The sequence below is a fragment of the Lysobacter sp. genome (assembly GCF_035655815.1).
Classification (GTDB): domain Bacteria; phylum Pseudomonadota; class Gammaproteobacteria; order Xanthomonadales; family Xanthomonadaceae; genus Lysobacter_J.
On the sequence record NZ_DASRTS010000027.1, the window covers coordinates 91,347 to 117,131 of the forward strand.

Below are 25,785 nucleotides of genomic sequence, written 5' to 3' on the forward strand. Positions count from 1 at the left end.
CTCAGCCCTCCGTTTCCGCGGTCACGCGCGCAGCGGGAACGGACTCGATCGGGATGCGGCGCTCCATGCGCAATGGCTGGTATTCGCGTGGTTTCTCGCCTGCGATGCGCTCGGCCCACGGATCGGGCAGGCCCTCCAGCGCATACAGGAGCCGCTCGAACAACGCCCGCCGGCTCGCCGCGTCGTCCACCACCTTGGCGCGGATGTAATCCATGCCCACGCGTGCGATGTAGTGCACCGTACGGTCGAGGTAGTACGCCTCTTCGCGATACAGCTGCAGGAAGGCGCCGGTGTATTCGCGCACTTCCTCGGCACTGGCCACCTTGACCAGGAAACGCGCCACCTCCGTCTTGATGCCGCCGTTGCCGCCGATATGGATTTCCCAGCCCGAATCCACCGCGATGATGCCCACGTCCTTGATGCCGGATTCGGCGCAGTTGCGTGGACATCCGGATACCGCCAGCTTGACCTTGTGCGGGCTCCACATGTTGGCGAGCATGGTTTCCAGCTCGATGCCCATGCGTGTGCTGTCCTGCGTGCCGAAACGGCAGAACTCGCTGCCCACGCAGGTCTTCACCGTGCGGATGGACTTGCCGTAGGCGTGGCCGGATTTCATGCCCAGATCGCGCCACACGTCGACCAGGTCCTCCTTGCGGATGCCGAGCAGGTCGATGCGCTGGCCGCCGGTGACCTTGACCATCGGCACGGCGTACTTTTCGGCGACGTCGGCGATGCGGCGCAGCTCGGCCGCGTTGGTCACCCCGCCCTTCATCTGCGGCACCACCGAGAACGTGCCGTCCTTCTGGATGTTGGCGTGCGCACGCTCGTTGATGAAACGCGACTGCGGGTCGTCCACCGCTTCGCGCGGCCAGGTGGAGATCAGGTAGTAGTTGATCGCCGGCCGGCACGTCGCGCAGCCGTTGGGGCTGCGCCATTCGAGGAAGTCGTACGCGGCGCGGTGGGTCAGCAGCTTGTGCTCGCGGATCGCCTTGCGCACTTCGCCGTGGCTGTGGTCGGTGCAACCGCACACGGCCTTGGTCTTCGGCGTTTCCTGGAAGTTGGACCCCAGGCAGTTCATCAGGATCTGCTCGACCAGGCCGCTGCACGATCCGCACGACGCGGACGCCTTGGTGTGCTTGCGCACGTCGTCAACGGTGAACAGGCCCTGCTCGTTGATGGCCTTGACGATGGTGCCCTTGCACACGCCGTTGCATCCGCAGACTTCATCGGCGTCGCCCATCGACATCGCGCGGTCGTTACCAGCGGTGCCGGCATCGCCCAGCGCCTTCTCGCCGAACATCAGCAGGTCGCGCCGCTCGCCGACGGGGCTGCCGTCCTTGAGCAGCTTGAAATACCAGCCGCCGTCTCCGGTGTCGCCGTAGAGGCAGGCACCGACCAGCTTGTCATCGCGGATCACCAGCTTCTTGTAGACGCCGCCCGCGGCGTCGGACAGCACGATCTCCTCCGAGCCCTCCCCGCCCATGAAATCGCCGGCGGAGAACAGGTCGATGCCGGTGACCTTGAGCTTGGTCGATGGCACGGAACCGCGGTAGATGCCGATGCCGTAGGTCGCCAGGTGGTTCGCGCAGATGCGCGCCTGCTCGAACAGCGGCGCGACCAGGCCGTAAGCGACGCCGCGATGGCTGGCGCATTCGCCCACGGCATACACGCGCGGGTCGAAGGTCTGCAGCGTGTCGCTGACGACGATGCCGCGCATGCAGTGGATGCCGGATGCCTGCGCGAGTTGCGTGTTGGGGCGGATGCCGGCCGCCATCACCACCAGGTCCGCCGCTTCCTCCTCACCATCGGAAAAGCGCACCGCGCTGACTTCGCCGTGCTCGTTGCCGATCAGTTCGGTCGTGGAAGTGTCGAGGCGGAACTTCAGCCCACGCTCGGCCAGCGCGGCTTGCAGCAGCTGGCCGGCCGTCTGGTCCAACTGGCGTTCCAGCAACCAGCCGGCCAGGTGGACCACCGTCACGTCCATACCGCGTGCGTTGAGGCCGTTCGCCGCTTCCAGTCCAAGCAGGCCGCCGCCGATGACCACCGCACGCTTCTTCACTCGCGCGGCTTCGATCATGGTGCGGGTGTCGTGCATGTCACGGTAGCCGATGACGCCCTTCAAGTCCTTGCCGGGAATCGGCAGGATGATCGGCAGCGAACCGGTGGCGAGCAGCAGGCGGTCGTAGCCCGCCTCGGTGCCGTCGGCCCCGATCACGCGGCGGTTCGCACGGTCTATGCGCACGACCTCCTTGCCCAGGTGCAGGCGGATGCCGTGCTCGGCGTACCACGCCAGCGGGTTGAGCACGATGTCGTCGAAGTCCTGCTCGCCGGCCAGCACCGGCGACAGCAGGATGCGGTTGTAGTTGGGATGCGGCTCGGCACCGAATACGGTGATGTCGTACATCTCCGGCACCAGCTTGAGCAGCTCCTCCAGCGTGCGGATGCCGGCCATGCCGTTGCCGACGACCACCAGTCTTGGCTTCTTCATCGAACTGCTCCCCGAAAGTTCACACGCGTGCGGCACTGACGGCCGACCAGTCGTTGCGCCACTGGCGCTTGATGCCGCTCAGCACGCCCCAGCCCAGCAGCGCCACCGCGGCGAACAGCCACAGCCCGGTCGCGTAGCTGCCGGTGTGCTGCTTGACCACGCCCATGCCGGCCGCCAGCAGAAAGCCGCCGATGCCGCCGGACATGCCGACCAACCCGGTGATCAGGCCAAGGTCCGCGCCGAAACGCTGCGGCACCAGCTGGAACACCGCGCCGTTGCCGGCACCCAGGCACAGCAGCGTGAGGACGAACAGCGCGACGGTCGTCGTGGCGCCGCCGACCTGCAGTGCGGCCGTCGCCACCAGCACCGTCACCAGCGCGTACACGGTCAGCAGCGTGCGCGTGCCGCCGATGCGGTCGGCAATGTGCCCGCCGACCGGCCGCATCAGCGAACCTGCCAGCACGCACGCGGCCGTCGCCCAGCCGGCCAGCCTAGGATCGAAGCCGAACTGGTCGTGAAAGTAGCCCGGCAGCGCACTGGCGAAACCGGCGAAGCCACCGAAGGTGATGGCGTAGAGAAACATGAACCACCACGCGTCGCGATTGCCCACCAGCACGCGCGCGTAGTCGGACAGACGCTTGCTGGACACCGCCACCGGTGCCTCTCGCGCGCACAGCGTGAACACCAGCAGCGTCAGCACCAGCGGAATGCACGCCAGCCCGAACACAGCCTCGTACCCGAAGGCCACGGCCAGCATCGGCGCGAACACCGCCGCGAACACGGTGCCTGAGTTGCCCGCGCCCGCAATGCCCATGGCGGTGCCCTGGTGCTGCGGTGGATACCAGCGCGAGGCCAGCGGCAGCGCCACGGCGAAAGACGCACCGGCGATGCCGAGCATCAGGCCCAGCGCGATCGCCTGCGCGAAGCTGTCGATGCCGGACCGCCAGGCCACGAACAGCGCCACGATCACCGCGCATTGGGCCAGCATGCCGGTGCGACGCGCACCGATGCGGTCGGCGAGCATGCCCAGGAACAGCCGCAACACGGCGCCGCTGAGGATGGGAACGGCCACCACCATCGCCCGTTGCTGCGTGTCCAGTTGCAGCGCCTGCGCCAGTTGCACCTGCAACGGACCCAGCAGGTACCAGACCATGAAGCTCATGTCGAAATACAGGAACGCCGCCAGCAATGTGGGCGTGTGTCCGGACTGCCAGAACGATCGGTTCATCCGCGCGGTCTCCAGATCTGCTGCCTGTCGCGTCATCGCGGTTCGGGCGATGGCCGCATGGGTCACGTGGGGTGGAGAAACGAAAACGGCGTCCTCCGGTGTGAGCCGGAAAGACGCCGTTGTCTTGGCAGGTGTGGCCGCCGTTGGCCTGCCCTGCGCGAATCGAATTGGCGCGGACGCGTCGTTGCGTCCACAAGGATGGCTACGCAATCGGCGTGCCAACTTCCGCGATCACGACGCCGGCAGCGGAATAAGCCGCAGAATCAGCGTGTTGTGCGGAAAAGCCCGGTGTCGCCCACACCCGACTCGTCAGCCTGCGGAAGGGTCGACGCACCACCTCAGTGCAGGCTTGCACCGGATTTGTGCATTGCATCATCAAGCGCCATGGTGCTGCTCGAAGGCATCGGCGGCCCGTCGCGGGTCGCGTTCGGCGGCACGGCGACACCGGCCCACTGGGCCGCTTGCCGATAGGTATCGAGCCGATGGATGCGGTCTACGAGGCCACGATCCGATTCGCCATCGCCGGGTGGCAGCAACTTCCATCGGCGGAACTGCTGCAGGAACCACGCTCCGTCCGAAAGCCACGGAAAGTTCACCCGGCCCTCGTCGTGGAATCGCAGCATGCTCGACGGCGGCGACGCCTCGTCCCCCTGCAGGCAGGCGGCGATGCGTGCGGATGGAAGGTCGATTACGTCGCGATCCGCCAGCCACTGGACGGCTTCGCGCCGATGCTCCGGTGCATCCAGCCAGCGGCATGACTCGAGGACCGCCGCGGCCAGCGCAGCCGTGACGTCGGGCTCCTGCAGGTCGAACTCGCGCCGGCACGCCAGCACCTTCTCCGGATGACCGGGCCAGATCTCGCCGCTGCGCACCACGCGCCGCCCCGCACCCGCCACTTCCGCGCCAGCGGCCCATGGTTCCCCCGCGCAGTAGCCGTCGATCTCGCCGCGCGCCAGGGCCTCGGGCATCAGCGGCGGCGGCAAGGTCACGCTGCGGATCGATCCGAGCGGGTCCACGCCCTGCGACGCCAGCCAATGGTTCAGCCACATGGCGTGCGTGCCGGTCGGGAAGGTCTGCGCGAAGACCGGCGGTTCCTGCAGGCCCGACAGCAACTCACGCAGCGGCGTTCCTCGCGCGAGTCCGTCGGCCAACGCCGACGACAGGCTGATCGCCTGTCCGTTCTGGTTGAGCGTCATCAGCACGGCCAGTTCGTCCTGCGGCCCGCCGATGCCGGTTTCGACGCCATAGACCAGCCCGGCCAATGCATGCACGGCGTCCAGTTCGCCCGCGATCAGCTTGTCGCGGATCGCCGCCCACGAGGCCTGTCGCCGCAGTTCCAGCCGCAGGCCGTATTTGCGGTCCAGGCCCAGGCGCACGGCGGCGACAAGCGGCGCGCAGTCGATGAGCGGCATGAAGCCCACCCGCAGCGTGCGTTCAACGCGATGGCGTGGCGGGTTCATGCGCACCTCATCCGAGCAGATCGGCGATGGGAATGACCTGGCGCGCGATGTCCACCAGCTTCAGGCCCTGCTTCATCGCCTGCTGCCGCAGGGCCGCGTACGCCTGCGCTTCGCTCATGCCGCGCTTTTCCATCAGCACTCCCTTGGCGCGGTCGATGAGCTTGCGATCCTCCAGCTGCTGCTGCGCGTCGTCCAGCTTGCGGCGCAGGTGCGCCTGCTGCTCGAAGCGGGCCAGGGCCACCTGGATGATTGGCGCCAGCCGCGCCGGCGCCAGTCCGTCCACGACATAGGCAGTCACGCCGGCCCCTACGACGGAGCGGATCAGCTGGTCGTCGCCGTCGGCGGAGAACATCACCACCGGTCGCGGCGCCTGGCGGTTCATCACGCCCAGCTGTTCGAGCGTGTCGCGCGAGGGCGAGTCCACGTCGATGATCACCACGTCCGGCTGCTGCGACTCCACCGCCTTCAGCAGGGCGCCGGCCGCCGCCACTTCGTCCAGCACCCGATAGCCGAGCGACAGCAGCGCCTGGCGCAGTTCGCCGATGGGCTTTTCGGTATCGTTGACCAGCAGTACACGCAGCATTGCGGGCAGGGTCAGGGCGGGTTGGCCTCATGTTGCCATGCAGCATTGCCGGTTTGCGAGCCCGCCTGCCAGGACCCTCCGATGCCCCTTTTCCCCCTGTTCGCCCAGCTGGAGGGCCGCCCCGTACTCGTCGTGGGCGGCGGCGAGGTGGCGTCGCGCAAGATCGAGGCGCTGTTGCAGGCCGGCGCTCGGGTGCAGGTGCATGCCCACGCCGTCAGCCAGTCGGTTCGCGACTGGATCGAGGACGGACGGATCGACCGCCGTGACGGCGAGTTCGACCCGGCCTGGCTGGACGAGGCCTGGCTGGTCGTGGCTGCCACCGACGACCGCGCATTCAACGCCCGTCTGGCGAGCGAGGCCGAACGCCGGCGCCTGTTCGTCAACGTGGTGGACGACGCGGAACTGTCCACCTTCCACATCCCCGCCATCGTCGATCGCGCACCGCTGCAGGTCGCGATCTCCTCCGGCGGTGCCGCGCCGATGCTCGCCCGGCGCCTGCGCGAACAGCTGGAGATCCAGCTGGATCATTCGCTGGGTGAACTCGCCGCGCTGTTCGCACGCCACCGCGACGCGATACGCGAGCGGCTCCCCGACCTGGCGCAACGTCGGCGCTGGTTCGAGCAGGTGATGGATGGCTCCGTGCCGTCGCTGCTGCAGGCGGGCGAGCGCGCTGCCGCGGACGATGCCCTGCGCGCGATGCTGCAACGCCCCGACATGCCCGCAGCCGGCAGCGTGATGCTGGTCGGCACCGGCAACGGCGATCCGGGCCTGCTGACGTTGAAGGCGTTGCGCGCCATGAACCAGGCCGACCTGCTGCTGCATGCCGACGTGGGCGCGGCCGTGCTCGCCATGGCGCGACGCGACGCCCCTCGCCTGCCCATGCCCCCGGACCGGAGTGCGCTGGTGGCGCTGCTCCACGACCGCACGCGTGCGGGCCTGCGGGTGGTCTGCCTGCGCGCCGGCGACGCGTTCCGCGATGCGTCCACCGACGAGCTGCTGCGCGATCTCGCCCAGCGCGGCGTGCAGTGCGAGGTCATTGCCGGCATCGCGGGCTGAACGCGCCCACCACCTCGGGCACCGCTGTTGCCGAGCGCCTAGAATGCGCGCTCCATTTCTCGCCCAAGGCATCCCGCACATGGCGCTCAAGGCGACCGTGGTCAAGGCCGAGCTGCAGCTCAGCGACCTGGACCGGCACCACTACGCGACCTACCCGCTCACCCTCGCCCAGCATCCGTCGGAAACGGACCAGCGGTTGATGGTGCGTCTGGTCGCATTCGCGCTGTTCGCCAGCGAGCGCCTGGAGTTCGGCAAGGGCCTGAGCACCGACGACGAGCCCGACCTGTGGCGCCGCGACTACACGGGCGAGATCGAACTGTGGATCGATCTCGGCCAGCCCGACGAATCGCGCATCCGCAAGGCCTGCGGCCGCGCGCGGCAGGTCGTCGTCGTCAATTACGCGGGTCGCGCCGCCGACCTGTGGTGGGACAAGAACACGGCGGCCCTGTCGCGCCTGGGCAACCTCACCGTCCTCGACATCGATGAGGCATCGGTCGACGCACTGGCCGCGATGATCGAACGCAGCATGCGCTTCAACGCGCTGATCCAGGACGGCGAACTGCAGCTCATGGGCGACAGCGGCACGGTCGCGCTTCGGCCCCGCACGCGTCTGGCGCCGGCTGCAGCGGCCTACGAGCGATAGATCGCGGCGTTCGGCATGAGCGGGCACTACGACGTATTGGTCGTCGGCGGCGGCGCCGCCGGGCTGATGTGCGCCATCACCGCCGGCCGCCGCGGCCGGCGCGTGCTGGTCGTCGAACATGCCAACCGCGTCGGCAAGAAGATCCTGATGTCGGGCGGCGGCCGCTGCAATTTCACCAACACCGGCACCACGCCCGCCAACTACCTGTCGGCCAATCCGCATTTCTGCAAGTCGGCGCTGGCCCGGTACACGCCGTGGCATTTCATCGAGATGGTCGAGCGGTACGGCATCGCCTACCACGAGAAGGAACTGGGCCAGCTCTTCTGCGACGAGTCGTCCAAGCTGATCGTGAAGATGCTGCTGGACGAGTGCGCGGCCGCCGGCGTACGCGTGGAAACCGGCTGCAGCATCGAACGCGTGAGCCCCGGCGACAGCGACGAGGCGCGCTTCCGCCTGCACACCACGCGCGGCAACTTCTCTGCACCGGCGCTGGTGGTCGCCAGCGGCGGGCTGTCGATTCCCAGCATGGGCGCGACGGGTTTCGGCTTCGAACTCGCGCGCCAGTTCGGGCATTCCGTGCTGCCCACGCGCGCCGGACTGGTGCCGTTGACCCTCAGCGGCAAGCACCAGGAGCGCCTGGCCGACCTGAGCGGCGTCGCCCTGCCGGTGACCGCGCGATGCAGCGGCGCCAGCTTCAGCAATTACCTGCTGGTCACGCATCGCGGCGTCAGCGGCCCGGCGATCCTGCAGATCTCGTCGTACTGGCAGCCCGGCGACGACCTGCGCCTGGACCTGCTGCCCGGTCGCGACGCGCTGGAAGCGCTGCAGCAATGGCAACGCGAGCGACCCGCGGCGGAACTCAAGACGGTCCTGGGCGACGTGATGCCCAAGCGCTTCGCCCAGCGCCTGTGCGAGCACTGGCTGCCCAACCGGCCGATGAAGCAGTACAACGCGCCGCAGCTGCGCGAGATGGCGCAAATCCTCAGCGAGTGGCCTCTGGTGGCCAGCGGCACGGAAGGCTATCGCACCGCCGAAGTCACGCTTGGCGGCGTCGATACCGACGGGCTCTCATCCAGCACCATGCAGTCGAAGCGGGTCTCCGGCCTTTACTTCATCGGCGAGGTCGTAGACGTCACGGGCTGGCTGGGCGGCTACAACTTCCAGTGGGCATGGGCGTCGGGCCACGCGGCAGGCAACGCCGTCTAGCGGGGCCTGTCGAAGCCTGCAGGCGTTCTACCGGGGCGAAGGCGATGCTTCGGAATAGGACTCGTCCCCGCCACCGAGCGCGGTGTACAGGTTCACCCGGTCCTGCAACGCGAGCGCGCGCAGCTGCAGCAGGTTCTGTTCGGCCGCAAAGCGGTTCCGCTCGGCGTCGAGGACTTCGAGGTAAGGCGTAAGTCCGACGTCGTAGCGATCCTGCGCCGTGACGACCAGCGCGCTCTGCACTTCCACCGCCCGCTCCTGCGCCTGGATCTGCTCGGCGTTGCGCCGTGCGGCGCTGAGGCCGTCGGCGACCTCGCGGAACGCGTTCTGCACGGCCGATTGATACGCCATCTCCCGCTCGTCGCGCTCGGCCCGTGCCATGTCCACGCGCGCACGCCGCCGGCCCCAGTCCAGCAGCGGCAGCACGGCCCCCACGCCGAACGACCACACCCGGTTCGAATCGGACACCAGCCCGGACAACTCGTCCGATGCGTAGCCGCCACTGCCGGTGAGCGCAATGGTCGGGAAGTACAGCGCACGCGCCGCACCGATGTTGGCGTTGGCCGCCAGCAGGCGGTGTTCGGCCGCGCGGATGTCGGGACGCTCGTTGAGCAACGCGGACGGCAGACCCGGATCGAGTACCGCCAGCTGGCGCACGTCCTCGATCGGCAGCCCCGGCGGAAGCGGATCCTGCAGCGGCACGCCCACCAGAACCTGCAACAGCTGGAACGCCTGCTCGCGATTGCGGTTGAGCTGCGCCAGCTGCGTCTGCGCCTGCGTCACGAGGGCGTAGGACTGGTGGTAATCCACGGACGACGTCAGTCCCACGTCCATGCGCAGTTGCGCCAGCTCCAGCGTCTTGCGGCGGCTGTCCAGCGATTTGTCCGCCAGCACGATGCCCTCCTCCGCGGCGCGCATGGCGTAGTAGCTGGCCGCGACGCCGGCGATCAGCGACAGCCGGAACGACTGACGTGCCTCGACCGTCGCGAGGTACTGGCGCTGCGCGGAGTCGGTCAGATTGGCGACCCGCCCCCAGAAGTCCAGCTCGAACGCCGGCACGCCGGCCTGCACGGCATAACTGTCGACCGTAACCCGCGAGTCGCCGCCGACCACGACCGGCGTGCGCAACCGTTGCGCCGAGCCGCTGACCTCCAGGTCCGGCAGGCGCTGGCTCTGCTGGATGCGGAACTGCGCCCGCGCCTGGGCGATGCGTGCGGTGGCCGCGCCCAGATCGCGGTTGTTCGCCAACGCCTGAGCGATCAGGTCGCGCAGCACCGGATCCTGGAAGAAGGCCGGCCACGCCAACGCGTGCGCGGGCACGGCCTTTGATGCATTGGCCATCGGCGCGGACGACGGAGTCGCTGGAAACCGCTCCGGCACGTCGGGCGGTGGCGGCGCGTAGGTCGGCGTCAGGTTGCAGCCGGCCAGCAATGCCAGTGCGACGCACCACGCGCCGCGCTTCATGACGGCGCCTCGGTCGCAGAGACGATGTGCTCGCGCGCACGCCGGCGCCGCAACAGGTAATAGAACAGCGGCGTGTAGAAGATGCCGAACGCGGTGGCGGCCAGCATGCTGCCGAGCACGCCCGTGCCGACCGCCTGCCGGCTTGCGGCACCCGCGCCCGCGGCGAACACCAGCGGCAGCATGCCGACGACGAACGTCAGGCTGGTCATCAGGATCGGCCGCAGGCGCTGCTGCGCGGCACGGCGGATGGCCTCGCCGGTCGGCACGCCACGCGCCTCTTCGTCCAGGCCGAACTGGACGATCAGGATCGCGTTCTTGGCTGCCAGTCCGATGATGGTCACCAGGCCGACGTTGAAGTACACGTCGGCCGACATGCCGCGTGCGGCGGTGAACACCACCGCGCCGAGCACGCCGAACGGCACCGCCAGCAACACCGCGACCGGCGTGCTCCAGCTCTCGTACAGTGCCGCCAGCAGCAGGAACGCCACCAGCAATGCCAGGCCGAGCAGCAATCCGACCTGCCCGCTCGCTTCCTGTTCCTCGCGCGCGGTGCCGGTCCATTCGAAGCGCATGCCCGCCGGCAACACCTCGCCGGCAATGCGCTCCATTTCGCGCAACGCGGCACCGCTCGACACGCCCGGCGTGGCCTGGCCGGACACCGTCGCCGACAGAAAACCGTTGTAGCGTTCGACCTGCTGCTCGCCCACCGTCCAGCGCGTGCGCGCGAAGGCCGAGAACGGCACCAGCTGTCCGTTCGCGCCGATCACGCGCAGCGCCGACACGTCCTCCGCGCGCATCCGCTGCACGGCCTCGCCCTGTACGAACACGCGCAGCGTGTTGCCCTGGTGCAGGAAGTCGTTGACGTAGGCCGAGCCGAACATCACCCCGAGCGCCTGGTTGATCGGCCCCAGCGGCACGCCCAGCGCCCGCGCCTTGGTGCGGTCTATGTCGACGGACAGCTGCGGTGCCCGTGGCATGCCTTCCGGACGCACGCCGGCAAGCTGACGGCTGGCCGCGGCGCGCTGCACGATGGCGAACGCCGCCGCCTGCAGCGCCTGCGGACCGGCGCCGCCGCGATCCTCGATCTTCATCGTGAAGCCGGAGGCATTCCCAAGCGACTGGATGGCCGGCGGATTGAGCACGAACACCTGCGCCTGCGGAATGCCGAACATCGCCGCGTTCATGCGCGCCGCGAGTGCGGCCGATCCCTGCTCCGCGCCGCGCCGCTCGGCCCACGGATGCAGATCGACGAAGGACATGCCGACGTTCTGGCCCTGGCCGAAGAAACTGAAGCCGATCACGGTGGCCACGTTCCGCACTTCCGGCTGGCGGCGCAGGATCGCCTCGGCCTGGGTCACGGCCTGCCGCGTGCGTGCCACCGTCGATCCGGGTGCGGCGTTGTAGGCGACGAACAGGTAGCCCTGATCCTCTTCCGGCAGGAACCCGCCGGGCAGGCGCGCATACAGCAGCGCGGTCAACGCCACCGCGAAGACGAACCCGCCCGCCCACCACCACGGGCGACGCAGGATGCGTTCGACTGCACCGGTGTAGGCGGTGGTGCCGCGTTCGAGCGCGCTGTTGACCGCACTGAATATCCGCCAGGGGCGACCTCCGCCGGGCGGCCGCAGCACCGCGCCACAGATCGCCGGCGCCAGGGTCAGCGAGAGGATGGTGGACACCACCAGCGACACGCTCAGCGTCACCGCGAACTGGCGGTAGATGCCGCCGGCCGAGCCCGGGAAGAACCCCATCGGGATGAACACCGCCAGCAGCACCAGCGTGGTCGCGATGATGGCGCCGGTCAGCTGGCCCATCGCCTTGGCGGTGGCCTCGCGCGGCGGCAGGTCCTCCTCGCGCATGATGCGCTCGACGTTCTCCACGATGACGATCGCGTCGTCGTTGAGGATGCCGATGGCCACCACCATCGCGAACAGCGACAACAGGTTGATCGACACGCCGAACATCAGCAGGCCCAGACAGGTTCCGATCAGCGAGATGGGCACCACCAGCGTGGGCAGGAACATCGCCCGCCAGCTCTGCAGGAACAGCAGCACCACGACCGACACCAGCGCCATCGCCTCGATCATGGTGCGCACCACGCCGCGCACGGATTCGTTGATGAAGGGCGTGGTGTCGAACGGCGTGCTCCAGCGCACGTCGGAGGGAAAGCTGGATTCCAGGTCCTGGATGCGCCGGCGCACCGCATTGGCGGTGGCCAGGGCGTTCGCGCCGCTGCCCAGCGCCACCGCAAGGCCGACGGCTTCCTCGCCGTTGAGGCTCAGGTTGAAGGCGTAGTTGTCGTTGCCCAGCTCGACGCGTGCGACGTCGCCCAGCCGCACGGTGGCGCCATCCGGCGTGGCGCGCACGATGATCTGGCGGAACTGCTCCGGGTTGGAGAAGCGCCCGCGGGTGACGATCTGCGCGGTGGTCTCGGCACCGGGCGCCACCGGCTGCAGACCCAGCCCGCCGCCCGCGGTCTGCGCGTTCTGCTCGCGGATGGCCGCGATGACCTCCGCGGGTGACAGGCGATAGTTGATCAGCTGTTCGCGGTCGAGCCAGATGCGCATCGCGTAACTGGAGCCGAACAGCGACACGTCACCGACGCCGGGAATGCGGCGCAGTTCGTCGGCGATGTTGCGCGAAGCGAAATCGCCCAGTTCCAGCGCATCGCGCCGGCGTCCTTCCGAGCGCAGCACGATCAGCATCAGGAAGCCAGACGTGGATTGGGTGATGCGTACCCCTGCCTGGCGGACTTCCTCGGGCAGGCGCGGTTCCACCCGCGCCAGCCGGTCCTGCACCTGTGAGCGCGCTCGATCCAGATTCGTCCCGCTGCGAAAGGTGACGGTGATCTGCGCGGTCCCGTTGGCCCGGCTCGTCGAGCGCATGAACAGGAAATCGTCCACGCCGCCCAACTCGTCCTCGATCACCGAGGTCACGGTGCGGTCGAGCGTCTGCGCGTCGGCACCGATGAACGCAGCCGATATGCTCAGCGACGGTGGCGCGACGTCGGGATACTGCTCGACCGGCAATGCGTTGAGCGCGATCGAACCGAACAGGATGGCGAACAGCGCCACGACCCAGGCCAGCACCGGCCGATAGACGAAGAAGCCGCTCATGGGCCGGACGTCGCCGCTGCCGGCGGCTGCGCCTTCACCCGCTGGCCCGGCTGTGCCTTGTGCCAGCCATCCACCACGACGCGCTCGCCCGCCTCCAGTCCGGACTGCACGATCCATCGCCCGTTCGCCTGTCCGGCCAGCGTCACGGGCCGGCGCACTGCGGTGCCCTGGGCATCGACCACCATCACGCTGGCCTGGTCCTCGCCGATCGCGATGGCCCGCTCGGGAAGACTGATGCCGCCGTGTACTGTTCCCATCGCCAGCACGCCGCGCACGAACTGCCCCGGCAGGAGGCGCCGGTCGCGGTTGTCGAAACGCGCCCGCAGCGTGCGCGTGCCGGTGGCCGGATCGACCGACTTTTCGGTGAAGTCCACCTCGCCCGCCACCGGATACTGCGAGCCATCGTCGAGCACGAGACTCACGCGCACGTGCCGGCCGTCCTTCAGCGCGATGCGTCCGGCCGCGATGTTGCGCTCGAGGTCGACGATGGTGGCGTTGGACGGCTGGAAGGTGACATGCACCGGATCGAGCTGGTCGATCTGCGTCATCAGCGTTGCGGATGCGGCGCTGACCAGCCCGCCCTCGCTCACCTGCGCTCGCCCCGCGCGTCCCGCGATCGGCGCACGCACGGTCGCGTGGTCCAGCTGCAGCGTGGCGCGATCCACCGCGGCCTGCGCCTCCAGCAACGCGGCGTCGGCCTGCTGGAACGAGGCCTGCGCGGCCTCGTATTCCTGCACGCTCACTGCCTTGCGCTGCACCAGGGACGCCAGCCGCGTTCGCGTGCCGGCGATCTGGGCACGCGCCGCACGCGCGGATGCCAACGAGGCGCGTGCCTGCTGCAGGCGCGCCTGCAGGTCGCGCGGATCGATCTTGAACAACGGCGCGCCTGCCGCGACGTCGGTACCTTCCACGTAGAGCTGGCGTTCGACGATTCCATCGGCCCGCGCGCGCACCTGCGCCGACCGGATCGCCTCGACGCGGCCCGGCAGCTCGATCAGATTCGGAACTTCGCTGGCGCGGACGACCTCCACGCTGACCACCGCGGGCGGCATGGTGGCGCCTGCGCCTTCGTCCGGCCCATCGCCACAGCCGGCCAGCGCCGCGAGCGCGATGCCCATGCACAGAGGCGATGTCCACCTGCGAGTCATCGGCCGAGCCTCCTGCCGTCCGGTACCTCGCGGGCAATGCAGACCGTGGCCGCAACACCCGTGGATGCCATGCGCCGCGTTCCTGCCATCGACGCGCGTGAACGCCATGTCCACGTCGAAACGCAGTAGATGCGTGGCCACGTCGCGACCTCGTGAAGAGGTCGTGACCGCCGGCACGCCGATTCACGCCGGTTTGACGCGCCGGGGCGTTACTGCTGCCGGGGACGGCCGCGGTCCAACTGCGCCGGGCCAAGGAGAGGTGACGCAATGAGCGGTCTGGGCCGACTGTTCAACCGGGTGTTGTCACGCAGTCTCTTCGATGCGCGCTGGCTGATGGCCCCGTTCTACTTCGGACTCGCACTGGCCCTGCTCGCGCTGCTGTTCGTCTTCCTGCGCGAACTCGCATTGCACCTGTTCAACCTGTTCGACCTGACCCCCACCGCGGCGATCCTGATGGCGCTCGCGTTGATCGACCTGTCGCTGGTCGCCAACCTCCTGCTCATCGTGATCCTGGCCGGTTACGAGAACTTCGTCGCCCGGATCGAATCCGGACAGGAGAAGCGCCCGGCGTGGATGGGCACGGTCGACTTCAGCGGCATGAAGATGAAGCTGATGGGCTCGATCACGGCCATCTCGGCCATCGCGCTGCTGCGCGTCTTCATGAAGCTGGAGGAAGGCAAGGCGCTGGATCGGGACGTGCTGATCTGGATGACGGCGATACACGGCACGCTGGTTTTGTCGGCGCTGGTGCTCGCCATCGCCGATCGGATTTCGGGGCGGACACCGGCGCCGGCATCACCTCCCGTGTCGGGAAGTTGAATGTTCCGTGCGGTTTACTCGTTCGCAGAGCCTGCGGGACGATCCACGAGTTCGGCCTCGCGCAGATCGCGCTTGGCTTCGCCCAGCGATCGGCCGTCCACCGGGCGGATCGTCGCAATGCGGCATGCGCCCGCGGCAGTGCCCGAACCGCTGCGCGTCATCACGCTGTCCGCGCGGGCCGCGACCTGTCCGCGCGCGTTGGTGATCCATACGCGCATTGCGGTGAGGATCGAAGGGCACGGAGTGCGGAACTCGAGCAGGTACCCGACGTCGTCGCTCGGCCACACCGTGAGCGCCCGGTCGCCCAGCGGCGTCCACTCGTGCTTGCCTGCGGCGTGATCCAGCTGCACCGAGGCGACGGGCGGGCCCGCATGTTCGCGATACAGCAACAGCCGCTCGTACGTGCTGCGCGACGCGCCGTGCGTGCAAGCCGCCAGCGTTGCGATCAACATCCACCACGGCAAGCTTCTGCGCATCGTCGGCCGTCCTGGTCCGCGTGACGTTGCGCGCACACCATTGTGGATCGGGCGTTAAGGACGGGTGAGCCGCATCGATGGTGTCACCGGGGACGACGTACGTAGCAGGTGTCACCGCTTCGCGTGCGGCGGCGCCTTCAGCGCGGTTCCGGCGCCGGGCGGCGGATCCAGCTTCGGTCGGCCGTCGGCATTCCAGCGCACGGGCTGGATGCGCGGCGAGCGCTTCGCGGTGCACTTCATGTCGGGACCCGGATTGGCGTGATACACGATCCACGTGGTGCCATCGCTCGCCTCAAAAAATCCGTTGTGACCGGGCGCGTAAACGCCCTGCTCCGGATTCTTCGCGAGGATCGGCTTCGGCGCCTTGGTCCACGACGAAGCCTTGAGCGGATCGCTGCCGGGCGGCGCATGCAGCAGGCCGATCGCGTAGTCGTCCGACCAGCATGCGCTGCCCGAGTACGAGAGGAACAGATCGCCCCTAGGTCCGAGCAGGAACTCGGGCCCTTCCAGGATCTGCCTCCCGCCCTGCCGCTCCCAGGCCTGATCCGGCCTCGCGATGATGGTCTCGCTGCCGGTCAGCGTCCACGGATTGGCCATCGCCACGATGGACAGCACGCTGTCCGGCCCCACGTAGGGCGAATACACGAAATACCGCTTGCCGCCGTGCACGAACGTGGTGCCGTCGATGCCCGTGTGCTGCGTCTTCAGGCGGCCACGGTCGATCCACCTGCCCTGCGTCGGATCCTCGCTCGCGTTCTCCAGCACGAACACGCCGCGATGCGCATCGTCGTCGTGACCGCTCGCTGCCGCCGTGTAGTAGATGTACCAGCGGCCGTCGATGCGATGCAGTTCCGGTGCCCAGATGGACTGCGCGTTCGGGCCGGTCTTCGGCGGCGTCCACACCGTGACTTCCTGCGCCTGCGCGAGCTTCGTGATGTCCGCGGTCCGGCGGATCGCCAGCCGGTTGCCGTGCGTGCTCATGTAGTAGTAGCTGTCGCCGTGATGGACGATCCACGGATCGGGGCCGGAGGGCAGCAGCGGATTGGTGAACGTGTCCTGCTGCGCGGCCACGGACGTCATGCCGGTGAGCATCAGCGCACCTGCGATCACACGATTCCACCGGTTCGACATGCAGTCTCCTCCCGCCGACGTGCAGCGGAATGCCTGGTTCATCGATGACGCACGTCGGTGACGGCGCCCGTTGCGTAGCCTGACGGACATAACCATATAATCAGACAAATTGACAAGCCGCGACGCAGCACGCGTTCCGCGGCATCCGGCGCGATGCGTCGTTCCAACAGGCCAGGTCAATGAGCGAAACGCATGCGGACGCGATCATCGGCATCAACTGGGGAAGCTCAAACTTCCGCGCCCATCTGATCGGACGCGACGGCGTCGTGATCGACACACTGGAAGCGCCGGCCGGCGTGGCATCGCTGCAGCGCGACGGCATGGCGGAACTGGGCGATCGTGTCCACGCGCGCTGGCCCAGCGTGCAGCGCGCATATGCCGCGGGAATGATCGGCTCCAACGTCGGCTGGCTCGACGCGGGTTATGTCGACTGCCCTGCGGGCCCCGAACAACTGTGCCGGCATCTGGTGCCGACCTCGATCGGACGCCTGTCGCTGCAGGTCGTACCCGGCATGGCGTGCGTGCGAACGCGCGACCACGCACCCGACGTGATGCGCGGCGAAGAGACCGAACTGTTCGGCCTGCTGGCCAGCGGCCAGCTCGGCGCCGCCAGGATGGTGGCGCTGCCCGGGACGCACACCAAATGGGTGCGCATCGAGGATGGCCGCATCCTCGAATTCATGACCGCGATGTCGGGCGAGATCTACGACCGCCTCACGGCGAGCGGGCTGCTCTCGTCGGTCGTCGACGGGACGGCCAGCGACGGTCCCGCGTTCCGCGAAGGCGTGCGCACCGCGGCCGAACGCACGCTCGGGCTTGGCGCCCTGCTGTTCGGCGTGCGGGCGCGGGTGATCCGCGGCGCACTGGACCGCGCCGATGCGAGCTCCTACCTGCGCGGGCTGCTGATTGGTTCGGAGATCGCCGACGCACTCAACCTGTTTCCGCAGGCCCGCGATGCCGTCGTGCCGATGGTCGGTTCCCCAGCGGTCTGCGCACTGTACGGCGCGGGATTGAGCGAGCTGGGGCTCGCGTCGGAAAGCCTCGCCTCGGCCGATGCGATCGCGCGCGGCTTCGTGGAGATCGACGCTCGGCTGCGCTGAGCGGGAGTGTCCGGATCGCGCACCGCCGCACTGCGACGTGACGCGCATCGTGCCGTTTCGCATGCGTCTGGCCGCTTGATGCGCATGCGACACGACACCTCCCCGCGGCCCGTGCTGCATCGCAACGTGCATATTGTCTGATTATATGTTTTTGTCTGTTCCACACCGTTGGGAGGTCAAGAGTGATGGGGCTTGGCAAGGGGATCGCTGTTTGGTGCGCAGGCGCAATGGCGCTGGCCGCCACGACGACGGGAAGCGCGCAGGAGCGTGCCGTGGTGGGTTCGTTGGCCGACGGCACGAAGGTCGAATCGATCACGCTGCGTGACGGTTCCGGCGTGCAGGCGCGCGTGCTGACGCTGGGCGCCGCCCTGCACTCCCTGGAGGTTCCCGACCGCGAGGGCCGCAACGCGGACGTAGTTTTGGCCGATGCCACCCTCGACGCGACGCTGGCCAAGCCGCAGTACTTCGGCACCGTCGTCGGACGCTTCGCCAACCGCATCGCCAAGGGCAGGTTCACGCTGGATGGTCGCGACTACACGGTGCCGACCAACGACGGACCCAACAGCCTGCACGGCGGCACGCGCGGCTTCGACAAGGTGGTGTGGGAAGTCGTCGATGCCAAACCCGACCGCGCCACGCTGCGTTACGTCAGCCCGGCCGGTGACCAGGGCTACCCCGGCAAGCTGACTGTAACCGCGACGTACGCGCTGGAAGGCAATGGCGAGCTGGCGATCGAATATCGCGCCACCACCGATGCGCCGACCATCGTCAACCTGAGCAACCACGCCTACTGGAACCTGTCCGGCGAAGGCTCCGGCACGGCGATGGACCACGAGCTGACGATCCACGCCGATGCCTACACGCCGGTGGATGCCACGCTCATTCCCACCGGCGAGATCACGCCGGTGGCCGGCACGGTCTTCGACTTCCGCACGGCCAAGCCCATCGGCCGCGACCTGCGCACCGGCTCGGAAACGCAACTGCTGCGCGGCCGCGGCTACGACCACAACTGGGTGATCAGCCGCACGCCGTCGAAGCAGATGCGCGAAGTGGCGCGCGTGCACGACCCGCGCTCGGGCCGCGTGATGACGCTTTCGTCCGCGCAGCCCGGCCTGCAGTTCTATTCCGGCAACTTCCTGGATGGCACCACGGTCGGCAAGAGCGGCCGCGTGTACCGGCAGGGCGACGCCTTCGTGCTCGAACCGCAGTTGTTCCCCGACACGCCGAACCAGCCTGCCTTCGGTTCGGCGCGCCTCACCCCTGGCCAGCAGTACGTGAACCGCATGGTTTACCGGTTCACCACCGACCAGGGCTCACGCAAGACCCGCTGAACAAGACCGGTCGAACCGGCAACCAACGTGGCGCCACTGCAGCGCGATGGCCGAGGCCGTCGTGGATGCCGGAGGCATGCCCCGAATCCATCCAGGAGAGGAGACGTTCCCGATGTTGAAGTGGTTACCCCACCTGCTGGCGACATTGATGGTCGTGGGCGCGCAGGTTCCGGCAATGCCCGCCGCGCATGCCGCCGAAGGCGCGCGCTGGTCCGAGGCGCAGGCCAACGCATGGTACGAGCGCCAGCCGTGGCTGGTGGGCAGCAACTACATCCCGGCCAATGCCATCAACCAGCTGGAGATGTGGCAGGCCGATACGTTCGATCCCAAGCGCATCGACCTGGAACTGGGCTGGGCCGCCGACATGGGCATGAACACCATGCGCGTGTTCCTGCACGACCTCGCCTGGCACCAGGATCCGACGGGCTTCAAGAAGCGCCTTGAGACCTTCCTGCAGATCTCGGCCAGGCACGGCATCAAGCCGATGCTGGTGCTGTTCGATTCGTGCTGGGACCCGGATCCGAAGCTCGGACCGCAACGCCCGCCGATTCCCGGCGTGCACAACTCCGGCTGGGTGCAGGGCCCCGGCACCGCGGCACTGGACGATCCGCACCAGCACGCGCGCCTGGAGGGCTACGTGAAGGACATCGTCGGCACGTTCGGCAAGGATGAGCGCGTGCTCGTCTGGGACGTGTGGAACGAACCGGACAACGAGGGCGGCGGCAGCGGCTTCTACCAGCCGCGCGAAAGCAAGCACAAGTTCGACCGCGTGGCCGAGCTGCTGCCCAAGGTGTTCGCCTGGGCGCGCTCGCAGAATCCGACCCAGCCGCTGACCAGCGGGCTGTGGCACAACCCGGACTGGAACAAGCTCGACAAGCTCAACCGCGTCGAGAAGGCGCAGATCGAGTTGTCCGACGTGATCTCGTTCCACACCTACGCGTGGCCGGAGGATTTCGAACAGCGCGTGCGCGAACTGCAGGTGTACGGGCGTCCGCTGCTGTGCACCGAATACCTCGCCCGCGGCGCAGGCTCGACCATCGACGGCGTGCTGCCGGTAGCCAAGCGCCTCAACGTGGGCATGTACAACTGGGGCTTCGTCGACGGCAAGACCCAGACGCGGTTCCCGTGGGATTCGTGGGAACGTCCGTACACGCAGAAGCCGCCGACGCTCTGGTTCCACGATCTGCTTCATGGCGACGGAAAGCCATACCGGGCGCGCGAGATCGAGATCATCCGCGCGCTCACCAAGGCCCCCAAGAACGAAGTTCCCGCCCTCTGACCCGAGCCTCCGCCGGTCGCCATGCGCGACCGGTCCGGGACGCTCATGCATTCGTCCGGAGACGAAGCCATGAACCGACGCTTTCCACGCTCGCTGCTGTCGCTCTCGATCCTGTCCGCATTGATGCTGCCGCACCTCGCCCTGGCGCAGGACGCACCTGCGCAGCAACCGGCTGCCACCAGCCAGGACCAGGCCGGAGCGCAGCAGGCGACCGACCTGGACACCGTGGTGGTGACCGCCTCGCTGCGCGAGAGCCTGCAGACCGCCCAGACCATCAAGCAGGACTCGGACATGGTCGTGGATTCGATCGTGGCCGAGGACATCGGCAAGCTGCCCGACAACAGCGTCGCCGACGCGCTGCAGCGCGTGACCGGCGTGCAGATCGCGCAGGGCAACCAGGGCGAGGCCACCAACGTGGTGATCCGCGGCCTGCCCAATGTCATCAGCACCCTCAACGGTCGCGAGATCTTCAGCGCCTCCGGCCGTGGCTACGCCTTCCAGAACCTGCCGGCGACCGCGGTCAGGACACTCAGCGTCTACAAGACTTCCGAGGCCTCCCTCCCACTCGGCGGCATTGCCGGTCTTGTCGACATCCAGCTGCGTCGTCCGTTCGATTTCGATGGCCGCGAGATCGCCGGCACCTATACCGCAACGCACAGCAAGTACGGCGGCAGCGTCGACCCCAACGCCAGCCTGCTGCTGAGCAACCGCTGGGACACCGACGCCGGCGAGTTCGGCGCGCTGGTGAACTTCGGCTACCTCGCCAAGGACTACGCGTACGACGCCGTGTGGGGAGACTTTCCCAAGGTCGTGACCGACGGCACCGGCCAGCCGATCCGCACCGCGGAGGGCAACCTCATCGCGGCGCCCAACGGCTGGGGCACCTCGTACAACGACGGCTACCGCGAGCGTGGCGCGTTCAACTACGCACTGCAGTGGAAGCCGCGCGAAGACACCGAGGTGTACCTGGAAGGCCTGTACGACTGGGTGCGCGACAGCTACGCGAACGCCTTCTACTTCACCTTCCCGGTCGGCGTGGTCGCGCCTTCGCAACTCGGCGTGACCGGGCATTGCTATCCGAACCAGCTCGAAGGCGCTCTGGCCGGCCAGACCATCTGCGATGCATCCAACGGCGTGTGGACGGGCGACACCTACGCGGCCACCAGCACCCAGGCGCACAAGCAGCGTGGCCAGGACATCCAGAACGCGCTCGGCCTGAAGTGGGACGGCGACCAGCTGCACCTGTCCACCGAGTTCTCGCGCACGTCCGGTTACTACCGTGACGAGAACTTCATCATCGACACCTTCCTCAGCGGCCCCATCACCACCGTTTGGGAAGGCACGTCTGGACGCCACCAGAACTGGTACTTGCAGGGCGATCCGGCGCTGGATCCCTCGCGCTTCTACCTCAACGGCCTGTTCCAGACCTGGGGTTACTCGTACGGCGAGGAGAACGCCTGGCGCGGCGACGGCCGTTTCGTGTTCAACGACGGACCGATCGAAGCGCTGCAGTTCGGCCTGCGCTATGCGGACCGCAGCGCCGAGGCGAAAGGCAGCGTCGAGATCTCCACGCCGCCGCCCGGCGGTGCCGGCACCGGCAACATCACCGCCAATCCGAACCCGGCCAACCAGGTCATCGCGCGCCTGCCGGGCTTGGACTTCTTCTGCAGCAAGCGCGGCAACGAGGCGCTGCACCAGAAGTGGCTGACGCCCTGCTACGACACGCTGATCGACAGCGCCGACTACCTGCGCACGCTGTACGGCCTGCAGCCGGGCCTGGCGGCGGAAAACCCGGGCCGATTCTTCGACATCGGCGAGGAGAAGCTGGCCGGTTACCTGCAGGCCAAGTACGACGTGGAGATGTTCGGCATTCCCGTGGACGGCCTGGTTGGCGTGCGCGTGGAGCGTGTCGAGCGTGACCTCAACGCGTTCTCGTTCGATGCGTCTACCGGCGTCTACAGCCCGATCTCGCGCAACACCAAGGACACCAACACGCTGCCCAACGCCAGCATGAACCTGCACTTCAGCGATGAATGGCAGCTTCGGCTGGTGGCCGCCAAGACGCTGAGCTATCCGGATTTCGGTGCGCTCAACCCGTCGATCTCGCTCAACCCCGGCACGATCAACCGCGCGGGCATCGCCTCCAGCGGCAACCCGGACCTGACGCCGATCGAGTCGATCAACTACGACGCTTCGGTCGAGTGGTACTTCTCGCCGGTCGGTTACGCGAGTTTGGGTCTGTTCTACCGCGACATCGACGGCTACATCCAGAACTACGTCACCAATGCGGTGATCGGCGGCGAGAACTTCGAGCTGTCGTCCCCGCAGAGCGCCGGCAGCGGCCACCTGCAGGGCGTCGAGTTCGCCTGGCAGCAGACGTTCGACTTCCTGCCGGGTGCGTGGAGCGGCCTGGGTGCGCAGTTCAACTACACCTACATCGACGGCTCGACGCGCTCGCCGCAGTTCATCGGCGGGCCGGAAGTGTCGCGCCCGCTGCAGAACGTGTCGAAGAACAACTACAACGCCGTGCTGTTTTACGAGAACTTCGGCTTCTCGGCACGACTGGCCTACGGATACCGCAGCCGTTACATCGACTTCTTCACCCAGCCTACCGTGGCCGGCAACGAGGACCAGGTCGAACCGGCCAGCTCGCTGGACTTCTCGGTCAGCTACGACGTGACGCCGAGGCAGACGGTGGTCCTGTCGGCCACCAACCTGCTGGGCGAGAACCTGCACCAGTTCTGGGGCGATGGCGACACACGTCCGCGTGACATCCGCTTCCAGGACCAGACCATCGGCCTGGGTTACCGGTTCAAGCTGTGATGCGACGCGCGCCCTCCCCCGCGCGACGCATGCTGCCCGTCCTCGCGCCCGTGCTGCTGTGCACGGGTGCGGCGCTGGCGGACGTGCCCGACGCGGTCGTCGGGCAACGGCTGGCGCCAGGCATCGGTTATGCGTCGGCGGTGAAGCTCGCACACCAGCCCGCTGCGGGCGACAACGGCCGCCTGCTGCTGGTGTACGAGCCGTCCGATCCCGGCAATGTGCCGCTGTTCGAAAGCCGGGATGACGGCGATTCGTTCACGCGCATCGGCACGGTCGACGAGTCGGCACATCGCGGCGACACCTCGTGGGCGTTGCGCTGGCAGCCGCACCTGAGCGAACTGCCGCGCAGCAGCGGCGACCTTCCTGCCGGCACGTTGATGCTGGCGGCGAACGCGATCCGTCGCGACGGTAGCGGGCCCATCACCGACCAGGACCTGCAGCTCTACGCCAGCCGCGACGGCGGCAGGACGTGGACGTATCGCAGCAGTATCGTCCGGGGCGGCGGCCAACCGTCGGACCGCCTGAACAAGGGTGTGTGGGAGCCATACATCGTCGTGCTCGACGACGGCCGCATGGTTGTCTTCTATTCGACCGAGCAGCACAAAGCGCAGGGCTTCAACCAGCTGCTGGCGCACCGCGTGTCCAGCGATGGCGGCCGCACCTGGGGCAAGGAAGTGTTCGACGTCGCCCTGCCCGGCGGTGTCGAACGTCCCGGCATGGCCATCGTCGAGCGCATCCCCGGCCGCGGCTACGCGATGGTCTACGAGAACATCGACAACACCGCCGTTCAAAGCCCCGCGGGCGCACGCAATGGCCAGGTGCACATCAAGTTCAGTCGCGATGGCCTGGACTGGGGCGCACCGGATGATCGCGGCACGCCGATCCAGACTGCGTCGGGCGCATGGCCCGCCGCCTGCCCCACCATCCGCTGGCTGCCCGGCGAGACGCCCGATGGCGTGATCGTCGTGGCCGCGCAGCGCGCCGGCGGTGGCGGCGATTCCGGCGGTCGCACGTTCTACTGGAACGCCGACGGCGGTCGCGGCCCGTGGTGGGAAGCCGGCGCGCCGGTGCGCAAACGCACGGGCAACATCCACGCCGGATGGACACAGGCGATGGTGATGCGCGAGGACGGCCGGCTGCTTCACGTCACGTCGTCCTCGACCGCGAATGCGCCCGCACCGGACGACACCAACGAGATCCTGTTCGCCTCCGCACCGTTGGCGTTGAACCGCTACGAAGCCGAGGACGCCGTGCGTCGCGGCGGTGCGCAGATCGACAACGTCGACGCGTCGGCCTATCGCAAGGTGCGGTTGGCCAGCGGCAAGGACGCAGACCTGACGTTCGACGTCGTGATCGGCCAGCCTGGTACGCGCGAGCTGACCGTGCGTTTCGCCGACATCGGCTTCGCCGCGGCGCCGCAGTTGCTGGTCAACGGCGCAGCGGCCAGCGGCGGCGTCGAGCCGACAACATCGGAAGATTGGCGCGAGGCGAAATTCACCGCGCCGCTCAAGGCCGGGCACAACCGCATCGTCGTGTCCAACCCGGACCGCCCTGTCGATTACGACTGGCTGCAGGTTGATATCCCGAAGAGCAGGCCTGCATCGCCATGAACCTCGAGGCGATACGCGCAGCCGAACTCATGCTATACCCCTATTGTCGGATAATAGGAGCGACGCGGGATGCGCCGCATCGGGGGCCCAGTGAGACAGATTGCGGTAAGGAACCTGCACAACCAGGTCATCCAGGAGATCGGCCGGATGATCGTCAGTGGCGAGATCAAGCCGGGCGAACTGCTGCCGCGCGAGGAAGCACTGGCGCAGCGCATGGCCGTCAGCCGCACTGCCCTGCGCGAGGCGCTGAAGGTGCTGGGCTCCAAGGGCCTGATCGAGACCAAGCAGAAGACCGGTTCGCGCGTGCGCGACACGCGCTACTGGAACCAGCTGGACGCGGACATCCTGGCGTGGCGCTGCGCGTCGATGCCGACGGAGGATTTCGTCGAGAAGCTGGTGGAGATGCGCGAGATCATCGAACCGGCGGCGGCGGCAGCGGCGGCGCGCAAGCGCACGCCGGAACAACTGGCGCGGATCAAGGCGGCGTACGAGGCGATGGACGCCGCGGCCGACCTGGACGCGTGGGCCAAGGCCGACCTGGAATTCCACGAGTGCGTGCTGGATGCGGCCAACAACGAGCTGATGGGTTCGCTGTTCTCGGTGATCGACACCGCGCTGGGTGCGTACTTCCTGCTGTCGGCGAAGACGGCGGTGGACTTCAAGTACTCGCTGCCGCGGCACTTCGCGGTGTACGACGCGATCCGGCTGAAACGCCCCGAATCCGCACGCGAGGCGATGCACGGCATGATCGTCGACTCGCGCGCCAACATCAAAGGACGAGGACGCGCGCGCAAGTCGGCGCGGTAGCTTCCGGCAAGCAAGTCCAC

General features: G+C 68.0%; 19 protein-coding genes. 10 read left to right on the forward strand and 9 right to left on the reverse strand.

Annotated elements, in window-relative coordinates; genetic code table 11:
• Position 1: 1 nt before the first annotated feature.
• The 4 genes from nirB to VFE83_RS06905 form a co-directional block, all read right to left on the reverse strand.
• The gene (gene nirB / locus VFE83_RS06890) at positions 2–2,488 is read right to left on the reverse strand and encodes a nitrite reductase large subunit NirB (RefSeq protein WP_324904422.1); all 2,487 of its coding nucleotides are present in this window, start codon (positions 2,486–2,488) and stop codon (positions 2–4) included.
• A 19-nt stretch (positions 2,489–2,507) separates the two neighbouring features.
• The gene (locus VFE83_RS06895; RefSeq protein ID WP_324904673.1) at positions 2,508–3,677 is read right to left on the reverse strand and encodes a nitrate/nitrite transporter; all 1,170 of its coding nucleotides are present in this window, start codon (positions 3,675–3,677) and stop codon (positions 2,508–2,510) included.
• 377 nt (positions 3,678–4,054) lie between these two features.
• Complete coding sequence (locus tag VFE83_RS06900; RefSeq protein WP_324904424.1) at positions 4,055–5,176, reverse strand: CmpA/NrtA family ABC transporter substrate-binding protein; 1,122 nt, start codon at positions 5,174–5,176, stop codon at positions 4,055–4,057.
• A gap of 7 nt (positions 5,177–5,183) precedes the next feature.
• A complete protein-coding gene (locus VFE83_RS06905) occupies positions 5,184–5,756 on the reverse strand; it encodes an ANTAR domain-containing response regulator (RefSeq protein ID WP_324904675.1) in 573 nt (190 codons plus the stop codon).
• Positions 5,757–5,840: 84 nt separating this feature from the next.
• Here VFE83_RS06905 and VFE83_RS06910 point away from each other — a divergent pair, with 84 nt between their 5' ends.
• From VFE83_RS06910 to VFE83_RS06920, 3 genes are all read left to right on the forward strand, one after another.
• On the forward strand, positions 5,841–6,815 hold the full coding sequence (locus tag VFE83_RS06910) for an NAD(P)-dependent oxidoreductase (protein ID WP_324904426.1): 975 nt from the start codon (positions 5,841–5,843) through the stop codon (positions 6,813–6,815).
• Between the two features lie 79 nt (positions 6,816–6,894).
• Positions 6,895–7,458, forward strand: coding sequence for a YaeQ family protein (locus VFE83_RS06915; RefSeq protein ID WP_324904677.1), 564 nt, complete (start codon positions 6,895–6,897; stop codon positions 7,456–7,458).
• Positions 7,459–7,473: 15 nt separating this feature from the next.
• A complete protein-coding gene (locus VFE83_RS06920) occupies positions 7,474–8,664 on the forward strand; it encodes an NAD(P)/FAD-dependent oxidoreductase (RefSeq protein WP_324904428.1) in 1,191 nt (396 codons plus the stop codon).
• 27 nt (positions 8,665–8,691) lie between these two features.
• Here the strand turns inward: VFE83_RS06920 and VFE83_RS06925 are convergent, their stop codons facing one another.
• The 3 genes from VFE83_RS06925 to VFE83_RS06935 are packed head-to-tail and all read right to left on the reverse strand — an operon-like array spanning position 8,692 to position 14,359.
• The gene (locus VFE83_RS06925; RefSeq protein WP_324904430.1) at positions 8,692–10,125 is read right to left on the reverse strand and encodes an efflux transporter outer membrane subunit; all 1,434 of its coding nucleotides are present in this window, start codon (positions 10,123–10,125) and stop codon (positions 8,692–8,694) included.
• Positions 10,122–13,241 carry a multidrug efflux RND transporter permease subunit gene (locus VFE83_RS06930; RefSeq protein ID WP_324904432.1) on the reverse strand — a complete coding sequence of 1,040 codons (3,120 nt, stop codon included), beginning with the start codon at positions 13,239–13,241 and terminating at the stop codon, positions 10,122–10,124. The genes VFE83_RS06925 and VFE83_RS06930 overlap by 4 nt, the downstream gene beginning before the upstream one ends.
• The gene (locus VFE83_RS06935) at positions 13,238–14,359 is read right to left on the reverse strand and encodes an efflux RND transporter periplasmic adaptor subunit (RefSeq protein WP_324904434.1); all 1,122 of its coding nucleotides are present in this window, start codon (positions 14,357–14,359) and stop codon (positions 13,238–13,240) included. The genes VFE83_RS06930 and VFE83_RS06935 overlap by 4 nt, the downstream gene beginning before the upstream one ends.
• A 297-nt stretch (positions 14,360–14,656) precedes the next feature.
• Between VFE83_RS06935 and VFE83_RS06940 the strand changes: the two genes are divergently transcribed.
• A complete protein-coding gene (locus VFE83_RS06940; RefSeq protein WP_324904435.1) occupies positions 14,657–15,208 on the forward strand; it encodes a TIGR00645 family protein in 552 nt (183 codons plus the stop codon).
• A 14-nt stretch (positions 15,209–15,222) separates the two neighbouring features.
• On the opposite strand, the gene VFE83_RS06945 is transcribed toward VFE83_RS06940, so the two are convergent.
• The gene (locus VFE83_RS06945; RefSeq protein ID WP_324904437.1) at positions 15,223–15,684 is read right to left on the reverse strand and encodes a DUF6491 family protein; all 462 of its coding nucleotides are present in this window, start codon (positions 15,682–15,684) and stop codon (positions 15,223–15,225) included.
• Between the two features lie 111 nt (positions 15,685–15,795).
• Positions 15,796–16,815: a glycoside hydrolase family 43 protein gene (locus VFE83_RS06950; RefSeq protein ID WP_324904439.1), complete on the reverse strand. Its 1,020-nt coding sequence runs from the start codon at positions 16,813–16,815 to the stop codon at positions 15,796–15,798.
• 179 nt (positions 16,816–16,994) lie between these two features.
• On the opposite strand from VFE83_RS06950, the gene VFE83_RS06955 reads away from it, so the two are divergent.
• The 6 genes from VFE83_RS06955 to VFE83_RS06980 all read left to right on the forward strand — a co-directional run bounded on the left by VFE83_RS06955 (position 16,995) and on the right by VFE83_RS06980 (position 25,765).
• On the forward strand, positions 16,995–17,915 hold the full coding sequence (locus VFE83_RS06955) for a 2-dehydro-3-deoxygalactonokinase (RefSeq protein WP_324904441.1): 921 nt from the start codon (positions 16,995–16,997) through the stop codon (positions 17,913–17,915).
• Positions 17,916–18,187: 272 nt separating this feature from the next.
• Positions 18,188–19,246 carry an aldose epimerase family protein gene (locus VFE83_RS06960; RefSeq protein WP_324904443.1) on the forward strand — a complete coding sequence of 353 codons (1,059 nt, stop codon included), beginning with the start codon at positions 18,188–18,190 and terminating at the stop codon, positions 19,244–19,246.
• 112 nt (positions 19,247–19,358) lie between these two features.
• A complete protein-coding gene (locus VFE83_RS06965; protein ID WP_324904445.1) occupies positions 19,359–20,525 on the forward strand; it encodes a 1,4-beta-xylanase in 1,167 nt (388 codons plus the stop codon).
• Positions 20,526–20,594: 69 nt separating this feature from the next.
• A complete protein-coding gene (locus VFE83_RS06970) occupies positions 20,595–23,348 on the forward strand; it encodes a TonB-dependent receptor (RefSeq protein WP_324904447.1) in 2,754 nt (917 codons plus the stop codon).
• Positions 23,349–23,377: 29 nt separating this feature from the next.
• On the forward strand, positions 23,378–24,958 hold the full coding sequence (locus tag VFE83_RS06975; RefSeq protein ID WP_324904449.1) for an exo-alpha-sialidase: 1,581 nt from the start codon (positions 23,378–23,380) through the stop codon (positions 24,956–24,958).
• Positions 24,959–25,048: 90 nt separating this feature from the next.
• Positions 25,049–25,765: a FadR/GntR family transcriptional regulator gene (locus VFE83_RS06980; protein WP_324904451.1), complete on the forward strand. Its 717-nt coding sequence runs from the start codon at positions 25,049–25,051 to the stop codon at positions 25,763–25,765.
• The last annotated feature ends 20 nt before the right edge of the window (positions 25,766–25,785 follow it).